Annotated in this window: 18 protein-coding genes; 7 read left to right on the top strand and 11 right to left on the bottom strand. The window is 73.3% G+C overall.

Going from position 1 to position 17,556, the window contains the following annotated elements; genetic code table 11:
- Positions 1-140 precede the first annotated feature (140 nt).
- The 3 genes from OG943_RS38365 (at position 141) to OG943_RS38355 (ending at position 1,138) form a co-directional block, all read left to right on the top strand.
- Positions 141-488, top strand: coding sequence for a WXG100 family type VII secretion target (locus OG943_RS38365; protein WP_328605809.1), 348 nt, complete (start codon positions 141-143; stop codon positions 486-488).
- Position 489: 1 nt separating this feature from the next.
- Positions 490-786: a WXG100 family type VII secretion target gene (locus tag OG943_RS38360; protein ID WP_328605808.1), complete on the top strand. Its 297-nt coding sequence runs from the start codon at positions 490-492 to the stop codon at positions 784-786.
- 154 nt (positions 787-940) lie between these two features.
- A complete protein-coding gene (locus tag OG943_RS38355; protein ID WP_328605807.1) occupies positions 941-1,138 on the top strand; it encodes a hypothetical protein in 198 nt (65 codons plus the stop codon).
- A gap of 17 nt (positions 1,139-1,155) precedes the next feature.
- Here OG943_RS38355 and mycP read toward each other — a convergent pair whose 3' ends face one another.
- A complete protein-coding gene (mycP, locus tag OG943_RS38350; RefSeq protein ID WP_328605806.1) occupies positions 1,156-2,445 on the bottom strand; it encodes a type VII secretion-associated serine protease mycosin in 1,290 nt (429 codons plus the stop codon).
- Positions 2,446-2,567: 122 nt separating this feature from the next.
- Here mycP and OG943_RS38345 point away from each other — a divergent pair, with 122 nt between their 5' ends.
- Complete coding sequence (locus OG943_RS38345; protein ID WP_328605805.1) at positions 2,568-2,858, top strand: YbaB/EbfC family nucleoid-associated protein; 291 nt, start codon at positions 2,568-2,570, stop codon at positions 2,856-2,858.
- Positions 2,859-2,864: 6 nt separating this feature from the next.
- Here OG943_RS38345 and OG943_RS38340 read toward each other — a convergent pair whose 3' ends face one another.
- The 10 genes from OG943_RS38340 to OG943_RS38295 all read right to left on the bottom strand — a co-directional run bounded on the left by OG943_RS38340 (position 2,865) and on the right by OG943_RS38295 (position 13,775).
- Positions 2,865-3,329 carry a hypothetical protein gene (locus tag OG943_RS38340; protein ID WP_328605804.1) on the bottom strand — a complete coding sequence of 155 codons (465 nt, stop codon included), beginning with the start codon at positions 3,327-3,329 and terminating at the stop codon, positions 2,865-2,867.
- A 17-nt stretch (positions 3,330-3,346) separates the two neighbouring features.
- Entirely contained in the window at positions 3,347-4,447 is a 1,101-nt protein-coding gene (locus OG943_RS38335) for a WXG100-like domain-containing protein (RefSeq protein ID WP_328605803.1), read from the bottom strand.
- 22 nt (positions 4,448-4,469) lie between these two features.
- Positions 4,470-4,787, bottom strand: coding sequence for a hypothetical protein (locus tag OG943_RS38330; RefSeq protein WP_328605802.1), 318 nt, complete (start codon positions 4,785-4,787; stop codon positions 4,470-4,472).
- Positions 4,788-5,111 carry a YbaB/EbfC family nucleoid-associated protein gene (locus tag OG943_RS38325; protein ID WP_328605801.1) on the bottom strand — a complete coding sequence of 108 codons (324 nt, stop codon included), beginning with the start codon at positions 5,109-5,111 and terminating at the stop codon, positions 4,788-4,790.
- A gap of 46 nt (positions 5,112-5,157) precedes the next feature.
- Positions 5,158-7,230: a transglutaminase family protein gene (locus OG943_RS38320; protein ID WP_328605800.1), complete on the bottom strand. Its 2,073-nt coding sequence runs from the start codon at positions 7,228-7,230 to the stop codon at positions 5,158-5,160.
- Positions 7,231-7,424: 194 nt separating this feature from the next.
- Positions 7,425-8,552 (bottom strand): DUF58 domain-containing protein, encoded by a 1,128-nt coding sequence (locus OG943_RS38315; protein WP_328605799.1) that lies wholly within the window; start codon positions 8,550-8,552, stop codon positions 7,425-7,427.
- Positions 8,552-9,514: an AAA family ATPase gene (locus tag OG943_RS38310; protein WP_328605798.1), complete on the bottom strand. Its 963-nt coding sequence runs from the start codon at positions 9,512-9,514 to the stop codon at positions 8,552-8,554. The genes OG943_RS38315 and OG943_RS38310 overlap by 1 nt, the downstream gene beginning before the upstream one ends.
- Before the next feature lie 4 nt (positions 9,515-9,518).
- Positions 9,519-11,651, bottom strand: coding sequence for a fibronectin type III domain-containing protein (locus OG943_RS38305; protein ID WP_328605797.1), 2,133 nt, complete (start codon positions 11,649-11,651; stop codon positions 9,519-9,521).
- A 178-nt stretch (positions 11,652-11,829) separates the two neighbouring features.
- Complete coding sequence (locus tag OG943_RS38300) at positions 11,830-13,095, bottom strand: sensor histidine kinase (RefSeq protein WP_328605796.1); 1,266 nt, start codon at positions 13,093-13,095, stop codon at positions 11,830-11,832.
- Positions 13,092-13,775, bottom strand: coding sequence for a response regulator transcription factor (locus OG943_RS38295; RefSeq protein ID WP_328605795.1), 684 nt, complete (start codon positions 13,773-13,775; stop codon positions 13,092-13,094). Before OG943_RS38295 ends, OG943_RS38300 begins: the two co-directional genes overlap by 4 nt.
- 193 nt (positions 13,776-13,968) lie before the next feature.
- Between OG943_RS38295 and OG943_RS38290 the strand changes: the two genes are divergently transcribed.
- Genes OG943_RS38290 through OG943_RS38280 form a run of 3 tightly spaced genes read left to right on the top strand, consistent with a single transcriptional unit; the run spans position 13,969 to position 17,551 of the window.
- The gene (locus OG943_RS38290; RefSeq protein WP_328605794.1) at positions 13,969-15,258 is read left to right on the top strand and encodes a hypothetical protein; all 1,290 of its coding nucleotides are present in this window, start codon (positions 13,969-13,971) and stop codon (positions 15,256-15,258) included.
- Positions 15,255-15,911, top strand: a complete 657-nt coding sequence (locus OG943_RS38285) for a helix-turn-helix transcriptional regulator (protein ID WP_328605793.1) — start codon at positions 15,255-15,257, stop codon at positions 15,909-15,911. Before OG943_RS38290 ends, OG943_RS38285 begins: the two co-directional genes overlap by 4 nt.
- Positions 15,911-17,551 (top strand): right-handed parallel beta-helix repeat-containing protein, encoded by a 1,641-nt coding sequence (locus tag OG943_RS38280; protein WP_328605792.1) that lies wholly within the window; start codon positions 15,911-15,913, stop codon positions 17,549-17,551. The genes OG943_RS38285 and OG943_RS38280 overlap by 1 nt, the downstream gene beginning before the upstream one ends.
- Positions 17,552-17,556: the final 5 nt, after the last annotated feature.

Below are 17,556 nucleotides of genomic sequence, written 5' to 3'. Positions count from 1 at the left end.
CCGGTCCGGGCCATCGGGCGGCCGTGGCAGGAACAGGCCTCGACCGCCCCGGACGCGGGGGCGCGGGCCTAGCTTCGGATCGCGGGCACCGACCGCCGGTGCACCCATCCAGTGGGAATTCGTTGGGAAGGAGCAAGCCCATGCCGAACGGCGACCAGCTTCACGGCGTCACAGAAAGCCTCCAGCGCGGCGCGCAGATGGCAGGCACGGTGTCCACGAACATCCAGTCGCACCAGGCTGCGCTGCGGCCGACCGTGGAAGCGCTCAAGGGCCAGTGGGAAGGCACGGCGCGCCCGGCGTTCGACGCCGCGCACGCGAACTGGGAGCAGGGCATCACCCGGCTCACCGCGGCGCTGAACCACCTCGGCGAGAACACGAAGTACTCCTCGAACACCTACGACATGGCCGACCAGGCCAGCGCGTCCGGCCTGCACGCGGCCGGCGGGATGTCCCCGTTCGGTGGCGCGCTCAACACAGCGGGAGCCTGACATGCTGATCAAGGGCAACTTCGGCCAGCTCGACTCGCTGGCCTCGCAGATCATGGGCACGGTCGGCAAGGTGCAGCAGGAGATGGACACCTGGCGCACCGCGTCCGGCGCCACCGCCAACGACTGGCTGGACCAGGCCGGTGGCCAGTTCTCCGAGGTGAACCAGGCCTGGCAGCAGGTCTCGACCGCCCAGCAGGACATGCTGACCGCACTGCGCGGCGGCGTGGTCAAGGCCAACGGGGAGCTGCAGCAGGCTCTTTCCTCGGCCAAGGCCCGGGTGGGCAGTGTGACCATCTAGTCCTGCGTTCTCAGCGGCCGTCAAGGACTCCTTGCCTACTTTGAAGGTAGGCAAGGAGTCCTTGACGGCGTTTCGCCGGTGACCGGGACCGGTCCCGGTCAGCGTCACGACAATGGGCCGGACAGCCGTCCCCGCAAGGAAAACAGGTGCCCCGATGAACCCGGTGATGATCGACTGGCTGAGCATCGTGCTCGCGCCGATCGGCTGCATTCTGCTGATAGCCGCCCTGGTCAAGACCCGCTCGGCGGTGAAGGCCGGGAACCCGGCTCCCGCGTCGGCCAAGGTCATGCAGGGCGTGGGCATCGCCTGCGTGCTGATCATCGCGATCCTGAACCTGGTCGGGAGCAACTGAGAACAGGACCGCGGGAATCAAGACGGCGGCCGCTCCACCGCGGGCGGCGGGAACAGGAACATCTGCTCCGGCGGTTCCTCCCGCGTGACGGTGATCAGCCGCGGCGCCGACCGTCCGGCGCGCCAGCGGCGACCGCGGCCACGGCGCGCCACCAGCGCGAAGATCAAGGCCAGCACCAACACCAGCACCAGTACACCGGCGAGAAGTTCCGCCTTGGCCCCGGCCCGCGCCCACCACGCGTGTTCCCGCTCGGCGGCGACGTCGACGGCCTGCGGAGCGACGGCGGGCATCACCGCGGGCGCGCCGGTCAGGCCCTCGGTCACGGCGCGGTACGGGTCGACGACGCCGGCGCCGTACTCCTGGCTGCCCGCCCCGCCGCGGGCCATGCTCGCGGTGGCGATCAGCCGTTGCGCCACTTGCGGCGCGGTCAGCCCCGGCCAGGCGGCCCGCACCAGCGCCGCCGCGCCCGCGACGAACGGGGCGGCGAAGCTGGTGCCCTCCCAGTAGTCGTGCCCGGCGACCCGGGTCGCCGCGACCACACCCTTGCCCGGCGCCATCAGGTCGACGTACGAGCCGATCTGCGAGCTGTCGTCGCGCGCGCCCGCGATGTCGATCGAACCGACGCCCAGCACACCGTCGTAACCGGCCGGGAAGGACGCGGTGCCCGCGGCGTTCTGCTCACGGTTGCCCACCGCCGCAACGATCAGCACGTCCTTCGACTCGGCGTAGCTGACCGCGTCCCGCACGGCGGGCAGGTCGCTGTACCCCGAAAGCGACAGGTTGATCACCTTCGCGCCCTGGTCCGCGGCGTAGCGGATGCCCTTGCCGACGGCGTCGGGGTCGATCGGCTGCGGCTCACCGCTGTCGTTGAGCGAGCGGTCGGTGACCCGCACCGGCAGGATCTGCGCGCCCGGCGCGATCCCGGCGAAACCCACCCCGGCCACCGGGTCGGCCGCGATGATCGAGGCGACCGCCGTGCCGTGGGAAACGCAGTCGTAGTTCCCCGGCAGGCTTCCGGCGTAGAAGAAGTCACGGCCGGGCAGCACTTTCCCCGGCGCGCTCAGCTGCGGGTGGTCCGAGTCGACACCGGAGTCGACGACCGCGACCAGCACTCCGGCACCGGTGCTGTGCGGCCACACCCGTTTCGGGTCGAGCAGCTGCTGCGCCCACGGCTGCTGGGCGATCACGGCGTGCGCGGGATCGGCGTTGCTGCAGGCGCCGGCCGGTGGCGGCGCCGCCTGTGCGGGCGACGTCGTCAGGGCCAGCAGCGCCGGTACGAGCGCGAGCAGGGCGACGATTCGTTTCATAGTCCCGTGATGGTCCCCCGGCCGGCACTGCCGCGGCGGCCACTGGCCGGAAGCGGTCACCCCCGGCCCGTTGCGGTGGACCGGCGGGCAGGCTGTCCGGAGACGACCTACTGGAGGCCACTGTGGACGGACAGCTGCGGTACCGCGAACTCGCTTCGGCACTGCGGGAAATCCGTGACGCCCTCGCCGAGATCAGGAGCATCGCGGATTCGCCGGACGGGCTGATCCGCGCGACCACCGACGGCCACGGCCGGCTGCTGGAACTCGAACTCGACCCGCGGATCTACCGCACCACCGACTCCCAGGCCCTGACCACGGCGATCACCGACACCGTGCGGGCCGCGGCCGAAGCGGCGGAGGCCGAGATCGCGCGCATCGGGGGCAAGCTGCTCACGCCGTCGACCGGCGTCTGAGCCCGGTCAGCGACGCTGCCGCACCGTGCCGACAAACGCCTCGAAGTCCTTGACCAGTACGGGAAACCGGTCCTCGGTCGCGGTGAGCACGATCCTCAGCACCGCGCCCGGCAGGGGCCGGAAGACCTGTGACTGCACGAGCCGGTACCGCGCCCCGTCGATCTCGGCGGTCAGCCGGACCTGCTGCACCAGGCCTTCCTGGCCGTCGGGGTCTTCGAGGACGTCACGCCCGTCGGCCACGACATCCGTCGCGGCCGCCTCCAGGTCGCGCAGGACGTCGTCGGCCACGTCGGCCAGCCGGCGGCCGGCGGGTTCCTCCTCGCCGCCGACGGTGATGTTCGTGGTGAAACCCGAGCCCCGGGTGGCCGCGTCGAGCAGGACCGCCGAGCCCTCCGGTGCACCGACCGTGTCGGCGGCCACCTGCACCCATCCGGTCGGCACGATGAACTCCAGTGGCACCGTCGTATTCATCTCAGGGTCTCCTGTTCCTAGAAGCCGCCGTCGGCCAGGCGCTTGCCGAAGTTGCCGAGGTCGTCCTCGACCTTGTCCACGGACTTGCCGAACTCCGCCGGGTCGACCGCGATGTCGAAGCCGCCTCCGCCACCGGGTCCCACGGTCAGGTTCCCGCCGCCGCCGAAGTGGTACTTGCCGTCCTCGCCCTTCCCGAGCCCCCACTCCGCCTTGCCGCCGATGCCGGCCGAGCCTTCGACGTAACCGCCGACGGTGACCCCACCGTAGGAGGCCTGGCCCCGTGCGGAAACCTTGCCACCCAGCAGGACGTCGGCCTTGCCTTGGACACCCTGGAGGCCGGCATACCCGCCGGCGCTGCCCTTGAGCCCGTAGAAGCCGTCGAGCTTGCCACCGAGACCGACCGGTCCCGCCGTCCCGGTGAGGGCGAGGTTCCCGCTGACCCCGGCCCCGGCCTCGGCCTTGGCGTACAGCCCCTTTTCGGTGTTGGCCCCGGCCGAAGCCTGCGCGTTGGCGCCGGTGGTCAGCTCCCACGAGCCCGTGCCGCCCAAGACCTGGCCCTGGCCGGTGGCCTTCTCCAGGTTGGCCTCGCCCTTGTAGCTGATCTCCTTGCCGTCCTTGGCGATCGACGGCTTCGCGGACGCGTTCAGCCCCTGGACCTTGACCTTCTGCAGCTCGCCCGCCTCCTTCTCCACCGTCGTCCGGATGGAGGTGGAGACGTTCATGGCGAACGCGGACTTCAGCTGGTCATTGGGCAGGGCGGCGTAGAGGGGCGAGTTGGCCTGGATGGTCTGGACGATCGCGTTCTTCGTGTTCATCAACGCGGTCGCGTACGTGTTCACCAGCATCCCGACCGTCTGCAGCTTGTCCGGCAGGCCGGCGACCTGCTGCGCGTGCTCGCGGACCTTGCCCGCCGCGGCGGCGCCCGCCGGGTCGGCCCACGCCGTGGTCACCGTCTGCCCGACCTGGCCGAGCGTGGCGCCCGCGGCGGCCATCTTCTCCCCGGTCTGGGCCCAGGCCAGGCCCAGCTGCCAGGCGGCGTCCTCGTTGTCCTTCGGCCAGCCGTCGTACCAGCCCTTCGCGGCGACGTACAACGGATCGGTGGGTTCGGCGACCGGCATGTCTCCCCCTCGGCTTTCTTCCTCAGTGCCCGAGCATGGTGAACGAAGAGGCGGCCTGGTTGTCCGCGCGCACGTAGTCCGCGATGGACTGCCGGCCCGCCTGGGCGAGCTTCATCCCGGCGGTGACCGTCGTCTGCACCGTCTGATCGATCTGGGTGACGGCCGGGCGGTAGCCGGCCATGAAGGCCTGGCCGAGCGGGCCCTGCCCCAGCTGCCCGCCGATCCCGTCGATCTGGCCGCGGGCGCTCGACCAGGCCTGCTCGACGGCGGCGTCCGCGGAGGCGAGCGAACTCATCGCCCCGGTGGTGCCCCCGGTGTCCATGTGCATGCCCTGGGTCATCTAGGCCTCCTGCTGGGTGAGCCGGCCGAGTTCGGCGAGCGCCGGACCGAGGAACGGGTCGGTGTCGCCGGGCGCCAGCACGGGTTCGGCGATGGCGAGGGCGCGCGCTTCGGCGGACTCGGCTGCCTCGCGGACGGCCTCGACGATGTCCTCGGCCAGCGCCGCGGCGTCCTGATTCCGGTAGACGCGCGGGTCGAGCCACAGCGACCGCAGCTGTCCCTGCGCGCCCACGGTCACCTCCACCAGTCCGTCCGGGGACTCGGCGGGCTCCTCCAGCGCGGCGAGTTCGTCGCGCACGCGGCGGATCTGCTCGGCGTCGGTCATGGAGCCAGTTTCGCCGCCGGAATCCCGGCCCGGCCCCGGCTGGCCGCTAGCTGCCAGCCGGCTCGGCGATCAGGCTGCGGACCTCGAACGCGGCCCGCAGCCGGGTGCGCACCGGCGTCCCGGCCAGGCCCTTGCGGATGGCCCGGACCGCCGACCACGCCTGCGACACCGTTCCGTCGTCCGCGGCGCCGCCGGACCAGAGGGCGACGTCCACCTGACGGGCCAGCCACTCCAGGCCTTCCGCCACCGAATTGTCCATTGTGGAGGGTAGAAGACCGGCCAGGTCACGGACAGTGGCGCCGCGTGGGACCGCGATACCGTGCGCACGAAGCAGATCTCTGGCTTCCCGCCAAGCCGCGACGACGGCGTCCGCCCCGGTCCGGCGGAGCCGTCGGGCGGTCCGGACTTTGCGCAGCACCGGGATCGCGGCCACCAGCAGCAGCACCAGCGCGGCGAGCCCGGCGAAGAGCCAGCCCGGCGGGACCGGCAGCCAGCCACCGGACGACCCGGCCCCGGCCTCGGCCTGGTCCCCCTTCGGCACGTCCGGGTCACGCAGCTGGGGCGGCGGCGGCAGCTCGGCCCTGGCCTGCGCGGTCGCCCGGGCCAGCCCGGCCTGGTTCTCACCGGAACCGCCGGCCGCGCCGCCGGCCGGGTCCAGCGGCACCCAGCCGACCCCCGCGACCGCCACCTCGGGCCAGGCGAACGCGTCTCCATTGTGGACAGTTGTGGTCCCGGCAGCCCCCGCGGGCGTGCGGAAGCCGACCGCGAGCCGGGCCGGGATGCCGGTGATCCGGGCCAGCGCCACGTACGCGGCCGCGAACTGCTCGCTCGTGCCGGCCTTGGTACCGAACAAGAACGTCCGTAGCTGCGTCCAGCCGCTCCCGGTGGGCAGCGTCGGCCCGGTCGCGCGCTGGTAGTGCTCGGCGAGGTAGCGCTCCAGCACCAGCGCGGCGCGGAACGACGGCCGCAGCCCACCGGTCGCGGTCCGGGCCAGCTCGGCGACCCCGGCCGGCACCTGGCCGACGCCGCCGGTCACCGCGGCCGGGTCGATCCCGGCGTCCAGCAGGTCATTCGAGGTGGCGGGCTCCCGCCAGCCGAGGTCGTAGCTGACCGGCCCGGTCCGATCCGGCAGCAGCAGCACACCGCTGCCCTGGTCGACCAGCGGCGCCACGCCGGCGACCGCGACCGGTTCGGGCTGGCTCGGCAGCCACGGCCCGTCGGTCGCCGCCGGCACGGTGATCCGCACCTGGTGCGCGGCGTCGCCAAGGGAGGCGCCCAGCCGCCGGTAACCCGTGTCGGAGCGCCAGGTGACGCCGTCGAAGTCGTCGAGCACCGCCAGCCGCCAGCGGTCGACCGGGGCCGCGCCGGTGTAGCTGAACACGGGCACGGCCGGGTGCGTGAGCCGGTCCGCGATCCCGTCGAGCGGGTCGCTGATCCGCAGCGGCGGCAGCGGCGCGGCTTCGTGCTGGATCGCCAGCGACGGCTGCGAGCCCTGGTCGACCGCGGTGACGCCGACCGAGACGGCCACCGCCAGCACCGCGGTCGGGACGAGGAACACCGCCCGGGCGCCGTGGCGGCGGGTGAGCATCAGCAGCGCCCCGGCGACCACGGCGTACGCGAGTCCGGCCGCCGTCGCGGCCGGCCCGGTCAGCGGGACGTACGCCTGGCTCAGCCCGGCGACCACCAAGCCGGGGATCAGCGCGAAAGCCGGACGGCGCAACAGTTCCACGCTCAGCATCGCGGCGACCAGCACGGCGAGGGGGACGAACAGGAGCAGCTCGGGGTCCGGCCGGGCCGGCCAGGTCGACTGCAGGGTCAGCTGCCAGGACTGGGTGACGCCGTCGAGCAGGCCGCCCACCATCGTCGCGTCCGGCAGCCCCGGCCCGAACTCGAGCTCCCCCAGCGCCAGCAGCCCGACGAGGAGCACCAGCACCGGCCGCCACGGCGTCAGCGCGGCCACCCGGGTGCACAGCTCGGTGACACCGAAGCACACCGCCACCACCACGACGATCGGGAGGACCAGCGCCTTCACCCCGAACACCGGCGCGAACAACATCCCCGCCAGCCCCGTGGTGAGCAGTACCAGCGCCGTCGCCCCGCTGCGCGCCCTGAAGGCCACCTTGAGGGCATCTGGGTCCCTGAAGGTGGCCTTCAGGGCATCTGGGTCCCTGAAGGCCACCTTGAGGGCATCTGGGTCCCTGAAGGCCACCTTGAGGGCATCTGGGTCCCTGAAGGTGGCCTTCAGGGCATCGTCGCGCGCGGAGGGTGGCTTCGAGCGCAGCCGGTCCGCCAAGTTGTCCATCCACTGTGGACTCATCGCGCGATCGCATTCCAGCGACGGGCGGCGTCGGCGGCGCCCGACACCGGCAGCACCGTGGTGTCCGGGAGCCCGCGCAGCGACCCGGCGTCGCCGAGGACGAACACGACCACGTGGGAGTACCGGCCCCGCAGGGCGGCCAGCGCGGCCCGGTCCGCGGCCGTGCCGCCGGCGGTGACCACGGCCAGCCCGCCGACCCCGGAGCGGACCAGGTCTTCGGGCACCAGCGCGGAATCCCCGGACGGCTCCAGCACGGTCAGCGCGTCCAGCAGCCGCCGTAACGCCGCGGGGCCCCCGCCGGTGTCGACGTCGAGGCCGCCGGCGGTGACCAGCCGGGCCGGCTGGTCCGCCCGTGCGGCGGACGCGACCAGCGACGCCGCCAGGTCCACCGCCTCCTCCAGCAACGGGCCCTGGACGCGGGTGTCGAGCAGCGCCGTGAACCGCGGCTGGTCGGGGTCGACGTAGTCGCGGACCATCAGCTGCCCGGTCCGCGCGGTCGCCTTCCAGTGCAGGTGGCGGACCTCGTCCCCGGGCACGTACTCCCGGACCTCGCGCAGGTCGAACGAGCCGCGCAGCCGTTCGTCGACGGCCGCGCCCTCGTGGTGGTGACGCGGACGGCCGCCGGCGGGCGCGCGCATCACGTGGATCCGCGGGTGCACCCACAGGGTCGCGGTCTCGCCGGTCGTCAACCGGCGGCGGCCGAGGCCAAGCGGGTCGCCGCGGTCGAGGGTGAGCGGTCCGACCTGGTGCTTGCCCCGGCGTTCGGTGGGCAGGTCGTAGTGGTGCACGGCCTCGGCCCCGGCTGCCAGCGCGCGCACGCTGACGGAGTGGAACCCGGCGCCGACCCGGTCGCCCGCGCTGAACGCGCCCTGGCGACGGCCGGTCGGGTTGTGCACGCGCAGCTTGGCGAACGCCGGACGGCCGCGTTCGACCCGGTCGGGGTAGACCTCGCGGCTGACGGCCACCCGGGGGCGCCGTCCCGTGACCGCGGCCGCCGCGACGAGCGCCCCGGCCCCGGCGCCGGAAATCGCGAGGAACAGCGGATATCCGGCCAGCTGACCGAAGGCGAACAGGACCACCGTCGTCACCAGGACACCGAGGCCGCGCCGGGTCGGCCGGAGCATCAGGCCCTCGCTCCCGTGCCGGCCGGGGCCGGGGTCGTGGCGAGCACCTCGTCGACGACGTCGGCGGGACGGCGGTTGTTCAGCTCCGCGTCGGTGGTGAGGATCAGCCGGTGCGCCAGTACCGGCTGGGCGATTTCCTTGACGTCGTCCGGAGTCACGAAGCCGCGGCCGTAGGTGGCCGCGAGTCCTTGCGCCGCGCGGATGAGCGCGATGCTGCCGCGCGGGCTGGCGCCGTAACGCAGGGCGGCGTGGGTGCGGGTGGCCCCGGCGAGCCGGGCGGCGTACTCGCAGACCGCGCCGTCCACGTGCGCCGCGCGGACCTGCGCGATGGCCTGCTGCAGGGTCGGGATGTCGACCACCGGCGACAGCTCGTCCGGGCCGATCCCGGCGCAGTCGCCCATGATCACCTTCACCTCGGACGCGAGGTCGGGGTAGCCGACCTCCAGCCGCATCAGGAACCGGTCCAGCTGCGCCTCGGGCAGCCGGTAGGTGCCCGCCATCTCGATCGGGTTCTGGGTGGCCACGACCAGGAACGGCCGCGGCACCTCGTGCCGGACGGCGTCCACCGTGACCGTCCGCTCGCCCATCACCTCCAGCAGCGCCGACTGGGTCTTCGGCGTACCGCGGTTGATCTCGTCGGCGACGACCACGTTCGCGAAGATCCCGCCGGGGTGGAACTCGAACCGCTCGGCGCGCTGGTGGTACACCGGCACCCCGGTGATGTCGCCGGGCAGCAGGTCGGGCGTGAACTGGATGCGGTTCCACGACCCGCCAATGCTGCGCGCCAGGCAGCGGGCCAGCGTCGTCTTGCCGACGCCCGGCACGTCCTCGACCAGCAGGTGTCCCTCGGCGAACACGGCGGCGATCGCCAGGCGCACCAGCTGCGGCTTCCCGCGCAGTACACTGTGGACATTGGCGGCGATGCGCTCGTAAACGGCGCCGGGCGCGATTTCTGGAGTCATCGGTTCATTTCCAAACGATCGATTTGGACCTGACGATAGTGCCGTCCGGCGCGATGACCTGAACGAAGATCGTCTCGCCCGCCACGTCGTAGTCGAGTTCGTTGTAGTTCAGCGAGCCACTCGCGTTGGTGGTGCCGGATTCGGTCTGGACGTTGTTGTTGCTGGACGAGCTGAGCCTGATCTGGTACTTCGTGTTCGGCGCGAAGCCCTTCATGGAGACGTTCACGAAGGCGCAGTCGTCACTGCAGTTGGATGAGCTGGTGTCGGCACCGCGGCTGATGGTGACCGACTGCGCCGGAACCGTGATCGACTTCGACGCCGTCGCCCCATTACGAGTCTCACCGTCCGGGGTCTTGGTCACCGCGCGCACCGTGAACGTGTACGACTTCCCCGCAGCGAGACCGGAATACGTCGCCGTAGTACCGGAAACGGTCTGCTGCGCCTGTCCGGTCCCGGTCACCAGGTAGTTCACCAGCTGGCCGCCACCGAGGTCCGGCTGCGTCCACGAGAGCGACGCGCCGCCGCCCTTGTAGGTCGCCGTGAGCCCGGGCGCGGACGCTGCCGAGGCCGGGGTGGCCGAGGCCGACGCGCCCGGTCCGGTGCCCGCCTTGTTCACCGCGACCACGGTGAAGGTGTAGCGGGTTCCGTCGGTCAGGCCGGGGATGCTGGCCTGACGGGTGCCGCCGGCGACCGTTTTCGAGCCGCCGGACCAGCTGATCCGGTAGGACGTCACGGCCGCGCGGTTCTCCGCCGCGGCTCCCCAGCTGACCGTCGCCGATCCGGCGCCGCCGGTGGCCGACACCGAAGGCGGCGCTCCCGGCGGGCTCGCCGGTACCGCGGGCGGTGCCGGGGGCTTGGCCGGTTTGGCGGGCTTGTCCTGGGTACGGGCCGGCGGGCTGGGCTTGTTGCCCGCGTTGGTGTCCGGCGGCTGCGGGATGGCGTCGCCGGTTCCCCGCTGCTCGGCCGGGGGCAGTGTGCCCGGCTGCGGCGGCGCGGGGGGCTGGCCCGGGGCCGGCTGGTCGGGCTTGCCGGTGGGCGGCGGCACGACCGGGACGTCCGTGACCTTGCCGTCCTTGCCGACGACCAGTACGTGGGTGCCCTGCCCGCCGTCGACGTAGACCTGGGAGTCCTCACCGCGGTCCAGCCGCGAAGTGCCGGCGCCGGGCGGGATCGGCTTGGCGTCGGACTGTTTGCCGGTGCCGTCGAAGGTGAGCAAAGTGCCCGACGAGCGGTCCACCAGCGCGACGACCGAGCCGCCCGCCACCGGTCCGTCGTACTGCCCGGCGGGGAGCTGCACGGTCACCGGCTTCTGCGGCTTCGGCGCGGGGTCGACGAGGTAGAGCCGGTTCGTCTGCTGGTCGAGCAGCGGCACCCGGCCGGACACGTCGTTCGCCGCCGGACGCAGCCCGGCCGACGGGGACAGGCCCATTGGTACCGCGTCGCCGAGCCCGCCGGTTCCGACGGAGCGCAAGGTGCCGTCGGTGGTGTCCACGAAGTGGGGCTGGTCGCCGACGACGGTCAGCGAGCCGGTGTGGCCGGCCGGGAGCACGACCGGGCAGGACGTGACGCGGTCCGCGCCCTGGTCCAGCCGGCAGAGCAGGCCGGAGCTGGTGCGCAGCAGCCAGACCGTGCCGTCGGCGGTGGCGACCGCGTCGCTGATCGGGCCGCCCGCCGACATCGTGGCGGACGGGTCGCCGAGCCGGACGACCTGCCCGGCCTGGCGGTAGACCAGGTACGGGCCGCCTGCCGTCTCCAGGCCCAGCGGGACCTCCTTCGACGGCGGCGCGACCGCCGGGCCCGCCGTCAGGTCCGACTTGCCGAACCGGCTGATCCGCGAGTCGCCCACGACGTAGCCGTTGGTGTCGCCCTGCACCACCTGGCTGCCCTGGTCACCCGGCACGGCCGCCTGGGCGTCGATCCCCGCGGTGCCGCCGTCCAGGTGGAAGGCGGCCTGCAGCACGGAGTTGTAGACCCAGTGGCCGCCGGGCACCACCCGCATCCCTGGCAGCGGCTTCGCCGCACCGGTCACCGCCGCGGTCACGGCGGCGGCCGCGACCACCACAACGGCGATCACGGGCAGCCGGGTCCGCCAAGACACGGTCTTTCTTGACGGGTTGCGCCGAGTGTTCTCGCTCACGGGACGGGAGGTTAGCCGCGTTGGCGGGGAGGGGTCCCGGCTATGGCCGGAAAGGGCCACTCTCCGCCGCCGTCCCGTTACACCCGAGCGCCCCAATGTGGCGTTGGTTGCGTCCAACGCACCGAACGCCACATTGGTTGCGTTGAGCGCACCGAACGCCACATTGGGGCGCAACCGGTCAGGCGCGGGGGCTGGCCACGGGCAGCACGAGTTCGAAGATCGCCCCGCCCTCGTCGGCGTTGTACACCGTGAGCGAGCCGCCGTGGGCCTGGGCGACCCATCGGACGATCGACAGGCCGAGGCCGGTCGAGCCGCTGCCGCTGGTGAACCGGTCGAGGGTGCCGTCGGCGACGGCGTCCTCGACCCCGGGCCCGTGGTCGGCGACCGTGACCCGGCCGCCGGCGACGGTGATGTGGACGATCGCGGGCTGATCGGGCTGACGGCCGTAGCGCAGCGCGTTGTCCAGCAGGTTCCCGATCGCCCGCTGGATGAGCCCGGGATCGACCTGGACCAGCGACGGGGCGGCGGTCACGGTGACGCTGGCGCCGCCGGCCGGGGTGTCCTCGACCAGCCCGGTGACCAGCTGGTCCAGCCAGACGGGCTGGATCGCCAGGTCGTCGACGCCCGCCGCGAGCCGCGCGCGGACGAGCAGGCTGTCGATGATCCCGCCCATCCGCGACGCCAGCTGGACCGTGCGCGGCAGCAGCTCCCGGGTCTGGTCAGGGTGGCGCAGCGACGTCTCGGCGAGCGCGCGCAGGGCCGCGACCGGGGTGCGCAGGTCGTGCGCGGTCTCGGCGAGCAGGATCTCCTGCTGTTCCAGCGCGGCCGCCGCGGGACGGATCGCCCGGCCCGCGAAGAAGTGACCGGCCAGCGCCAGCCCGGCGATGAGCACCAGGCAGCCGCCGAACACGATGAACGTGTAGCGCACGTGGTCGTCGTAGGCGGCCTGCCCGTCGGTGACCGCGACGACGGCGCCGATGTACTGGCCGGAGGTGCTGCGCACGGGCTCGGCCCGCATCCGCAGCCGCCGGTCGCCCGCGCCGCGGATCTGCCCGTACTCGATCTTCCCGCTGCGGGCCGCCTCGTCGGCGAACCCGCCGAGCAGCGGCAGGTCGACCTGCACGCACTGCTGCGCGCTCGTGTAAGCCGGGAAGTCCCCGGACGCGCCGGGCAGGACGGCGAACTGCGGGCATTCGTCGTTGAGCTGGTCGCGCGCGACGAACCCGGTGGTCAGGGTGCCGTTCGTGGCGTCGAACTGGAGCAGCCGGGCGACCACGGCGGTGACCCGCTCCAGCTGGGCGTCGAGCTGCTGGTCGCCCTGCCGGTCGTCGTTGGTGACCAGCAGCCAGGCGAACACGATCAGGCCGATCGCGTTGATCCCGGTGAAGACCACGGTGAGCAGACGGCGCAGGCCGCGCAGCCGGTCGGCCGCGGACCGGCTCACGGCGCCGGGTCCGCGAAGCCGAACCGGTAGCCGCGGCCGCGCACGGTGTGGATCAGGCTCGGCTCACGCAGCTTGCGCCGCAGCCGTTTCACCACGGCGTCGACCACATTGGACATCGGGTCCGCGCTTTCGTCCCAGCAGTGGTCGATCAGGTCGCTGCGCGAAACCGCCTGCTCGTGGTGCACGGCCAGGTACTCCAGCACCGCGAACTCGCGCCCGGAGAGCGTGAGCAACGCGCCGGCGCGCCGGGTCTCCCGTCGCGCGCAGTCGATCTCGAGGTCGGCGAAGCGCAGCACCGGCGGGCGGCTGGCGCCCGGACGGGCCAGCGACCGCACCCTGGCGGTCAGCTCGGCCACCGAGAACGGCTTGACCACGTAGTCGTCACCCCCGTGAGTGAACCCGTCGATCCGGTCGGACGCGCGGTCACGCGCCGTCATGAACAGCACCCGCGCATCCCACCCTTCGAGGCGGCGCCGGCGCACGTAGTCGAGCCCGTCGCCGTCCGGGAGCATCCGGTCGAGCACCACGCAGGCGAAACCGTCGGACCGCAGCTCGGCGTCGGCCCCGGCCAGGTCCGCGGCCACCACGACGTCGAACCCGGCCGCGCCCAGTTCGGCGCGCACCGCGGCCCGCAGGTTCTCGTCGTCCTCGACGAGCAGTACTCGCACCGGCTGCCTCATGTCATCGAAACCTCATGTAACGGGTGATCGTATTCGCCCACGGCGAGTCCAGGACGGCAACGAGGAGGTGGCTCGGTGATCTTCCCCGGATCGGACCAGGCGGTGTGCCCGTACGCTAGCGTGCCCGCCCGTCCGGATCACCCGAAGACGACAAGGTGGCCACAAGCGGCCACCCCGGCTCGGGGGGTGCACTGTGGACGGTCGTGAGCAGGCGGGCGCGCTGGCCCGGCCGTTGGGGGACGCAAGCGGCGCGACGCGGGCGGCGGGCACTCCGGTGCTGGTCGTCTCGGCGGCGGCGACCGCGGCCCCGGCCTACGCCCGGACCCCCGCCCCGCCTCGCACTTACGCCCCGGCAGCGCCCCGGGCGCTGGCCCCGCCCCCGATGCTTCCGCCGCCGCCACCCCCGGCCCCGGCGCCGTCCGCCCCGGTCCGGACGGCGGCACCGAAGACCAAAACGGCCCACCCGGCCGCGCGGATCGAGCCGGCCCAGATGGTCTGCTGGCAGGTTTCCGTGGTCGCCGTGCTGGCCTGCCTCGACCGGCCGTGGCCGGTGCTGACCGCGGTCTCCATCGGCGCGGCCGTGGTACTCGCGCTGACCGCCATCCGCGTCGACGGCCGGTGGCTGTACCAGCTCGCGGGCCTCGCCTGCCGGTTCACCCTGCGTGGCCGCCGGCACGACCTGCCGGACTCGCCCGCGAAGGCCGAGGCCCTGATCGGGCTGCTGCTGCCCGGTTCGGCCGTCGGCACGCTGGAGACCGCGCAGGGCGCGACCCCGGCGATCAGCCACGCCCACGGCCTGACCGCCATGGTCTGCCCGGAGAAGGCCGTCGACCCCCGTGCGTTCCCCAGCCCGGCCGACCTGCTGCCGCCCGCGACCGACGACGACCCGGAGTTCGTCGTGCAGGCCGCGTTCCACGCCGGGACCCGGCCGGACGCGCCGCCCCGGCTGTGGCTGGGGGTGCACGCCGTGCGCACCGCCGACGTGCCGGGCGACCCCGAGCTGGAACTGGCGCTGCGCAACGCGGTACGGCGGATCCGACGGGCGCTGAACCGCGCCGGGATCACCGCCGGGCCCCCGGCCGAGGACACCGCGTTCGCCGCCCTGACCGCGCTCGCGCACGTCACCGGCGGCCGCAACGAGCTGCGTGAAGACTGGCGGTTCTGGCGGACCGGCCCGGTCTCCCAAGCCTGTTTCACGCTCGACGGCTGGGCCGGGCTCGCCGATCCGGTGGTCACCGCGCTCACCGTCCGGCTGCTCACCCCGGTCGCCGGGGTCGCGGTGACGCTCACCCTCGCCGCCCGGACCGGTGGCCGCCGGTCCGCGGTGCTGCGGCTCGCGGCCACCACCGAAGCGGCGGTCGACGTGACCGCGGCGCGGCTCACCCAGCTCCTCACCCCGGCCGGCATCCGGCTGTCCCGCCTCGACGGCGGCCACTTCCTCGCCGTGGCCGCGTCGCTCCCGATCGGAGGTTTCCCGCGATGACCCTCGCATTCGACCAGCCCCGCCCGCTTTCGGGCGCGCCGGGCAACGGGATCCAAGACCTGCTCGCGCAGGCGTCGTTCGAGGTGCTGGTGATGAGCACCCAGTCGGTCCTCGGACCGGATCCGATCGGCCTGGTCCGCCCGGGCGATTTCGACAACCTGAGGCGCGGCGTGCGTTACCGCGTGCTCGCGCCCGACACCGCCCGCACCGCGCCGCGGCTGTCCACCCGGCTCGCCGAGCTAACGCTGGCCGGCGCGGCGACCCGCACCGTGCCCCGGGTGCCGCTGGACGCGCTGGTCATCGACGCCACGGTGGTCGTGCTGCCGGCCGGGCGCACCGGCGCCGCGGCGTTCCACCTGCCCGGCGTGGTGACCTCGGCGGTCGAGCTGTTCGAACGGGTGTGGCCGACCGCCGTCCCGCTGTCCGCGACCTGCCTCCCCGGCGACGCCGAGGGCGACCAGCGGGAACGGGAGCTGCTGAAGCTGCTCGTGGCGGGCCACACCGACGCGGCCGCCGCCGCGCAGCTGGGCATCTCGGTGCGGACCGTCCGGCGGACCGTCGCCGACCTGATGAACCGGCTGGGCGCGCGCAGCCGTTTCCAGGCCGGTGCCAAGGCGGCCGACCGCGGCTGGCTCGCCGAGCGGGCCAGCTGATGACCGCTGCGACGAGCCGGACCCTGCTCGTGGCACCCGGGCAACAGGGCGCCTACGCGACGATCGGCGACGCGGTCCGCGCGGCGCCGGACGACGCCACCATCTCCGTCGCGAGTGGCAGCTACGAGGAGACGTTCGAACTCGTCGAGCGCCGGTTGACGGTGCGTGCCGCGGCCGGGGCGACGGTCCGCCTCGACGGCACCGGCGCGGGCTGGGCCACGCTCCACGTCCGCGGCGGTTTCCTTACGCTGCAAGGGATCGAGGTGGCCGCGGAGGTCACGGCGGTACAGGCCGAGGACGTCGAGCTGACCATGGAGCGGTGCACGGTGTCCGCGCGCGGCGGCCCGGCGGTGAGCGTGCGCGGCTGCCGCAAGTTCGCCCTCGGCCGGTGCACGATCACCGGCGCCGAGCAGGGCGTGGTCGTGGAAAGCTCGTCCGGGCGGATCGAGAACTGCGACATCCACGACGTCACCGGCGACGGCCTGGTCATCGGGCTCGGCGCGGACCCCGAGGTCGTCGGCTGCACGATCACCGGCTGCGGGCACCGGGGGATGTACCTCTACCAGTACGCGCGCCCGGTGGTCGAAGGCTGCGACGTCTCGCGGACGACCGGGGCGGGCATCGCCGTCGCGCACCGCAGTGTGCCGACGATCCGGCGGACGAAGGTGCACGACGTGACCGGCGCCGGGATGTCGTTCGGCCCGGACTGCGGCGGGCTGGTCGAGGCCTGCCCGCTCGAGAACACCGCCGAGCCCGCGCTGGACCTCGCCGAGGGCGCGACGCCGACGGTCGTCGCCCCGTCCGAGTCGGCGAGCGCGGCGGACGGGCTGGACGGACTGCTCAGCCGGCTCGACGAGATGGTCGGCCTCCAGGCGGTCAAGGCCGAGGTGCGCGCGGTCGTCGACGAGATCCAGGTCGACGAATGGCGGCGCAACGCGGGCCTGGCGGTCGGCACCGTGAGCCACCACCTGATCTTCACCGGCGCCCCCGGCACCGGTAAGACAACCGTGGCCCGGACCTACGGCAGCCTGCTGCGCGAACTCGGCGTGCTCGACGGCGGGCAGTTCCGCGAGGTCTCCCGGCGCGACCTGGTCGGGCAGTACATCGGCCACACCGCGGAAAAGACGTCGGTCGTCTTCGAAGAATGCCTCGGCGGCGTGCTGTTCATCGACGAGGCGTACACCCTGTCGCGGCCGACCGGCGGTGGCGGCGACTTCGGGCAGGAGGCGATCGACACCCTGGTGAAGCTGATGGAGGACCACCGGGACCAGGTGGCGGTGATCGTCGCGGGCTACACCGGCGAGATGGCCGGGTTCCTGGCCGCGAACCCGGGCCTGGCCTCACGGTTCGCGAAGACCATCGAGTTCGAGGACTACACCCCGGCGGACCTGCTCGAGATCGTCCAGCGGATGGCCGCCGAGGGTGACTACCGGCTGGAAGCGGACACGGAACCCTTGCTGTTGAGCCATTTCGACCGGATCGCGGGCTCGCCCGGCTTCGGCAACGCCCGCGACGCGCGGCGGTCGTTCGAAGGCGCCCGCAAGGCGCAGTCGCAGCGCCTGCGCGCCCTCGGCCGGATGCCGGAGACGGCCGAGCTGCGCACGTTGACGGCCTCGGACGTCCGGACTGCCACCAGCTGACCCGA

Source organism: Amycolatopsis sp. NBC_00345 (assembly GCF_036116635.1).
In the GTDB taxonomy this organism is placed as follows: domain Bacteria; phylum Actinomycetota; class Actinomycetes; order Mycobacteriales; family Pseudonocardiaceae; genus Amycolatopsis.
This window is presented reverse-complemented; position numbering and strand designations above follow the sequence as displayed.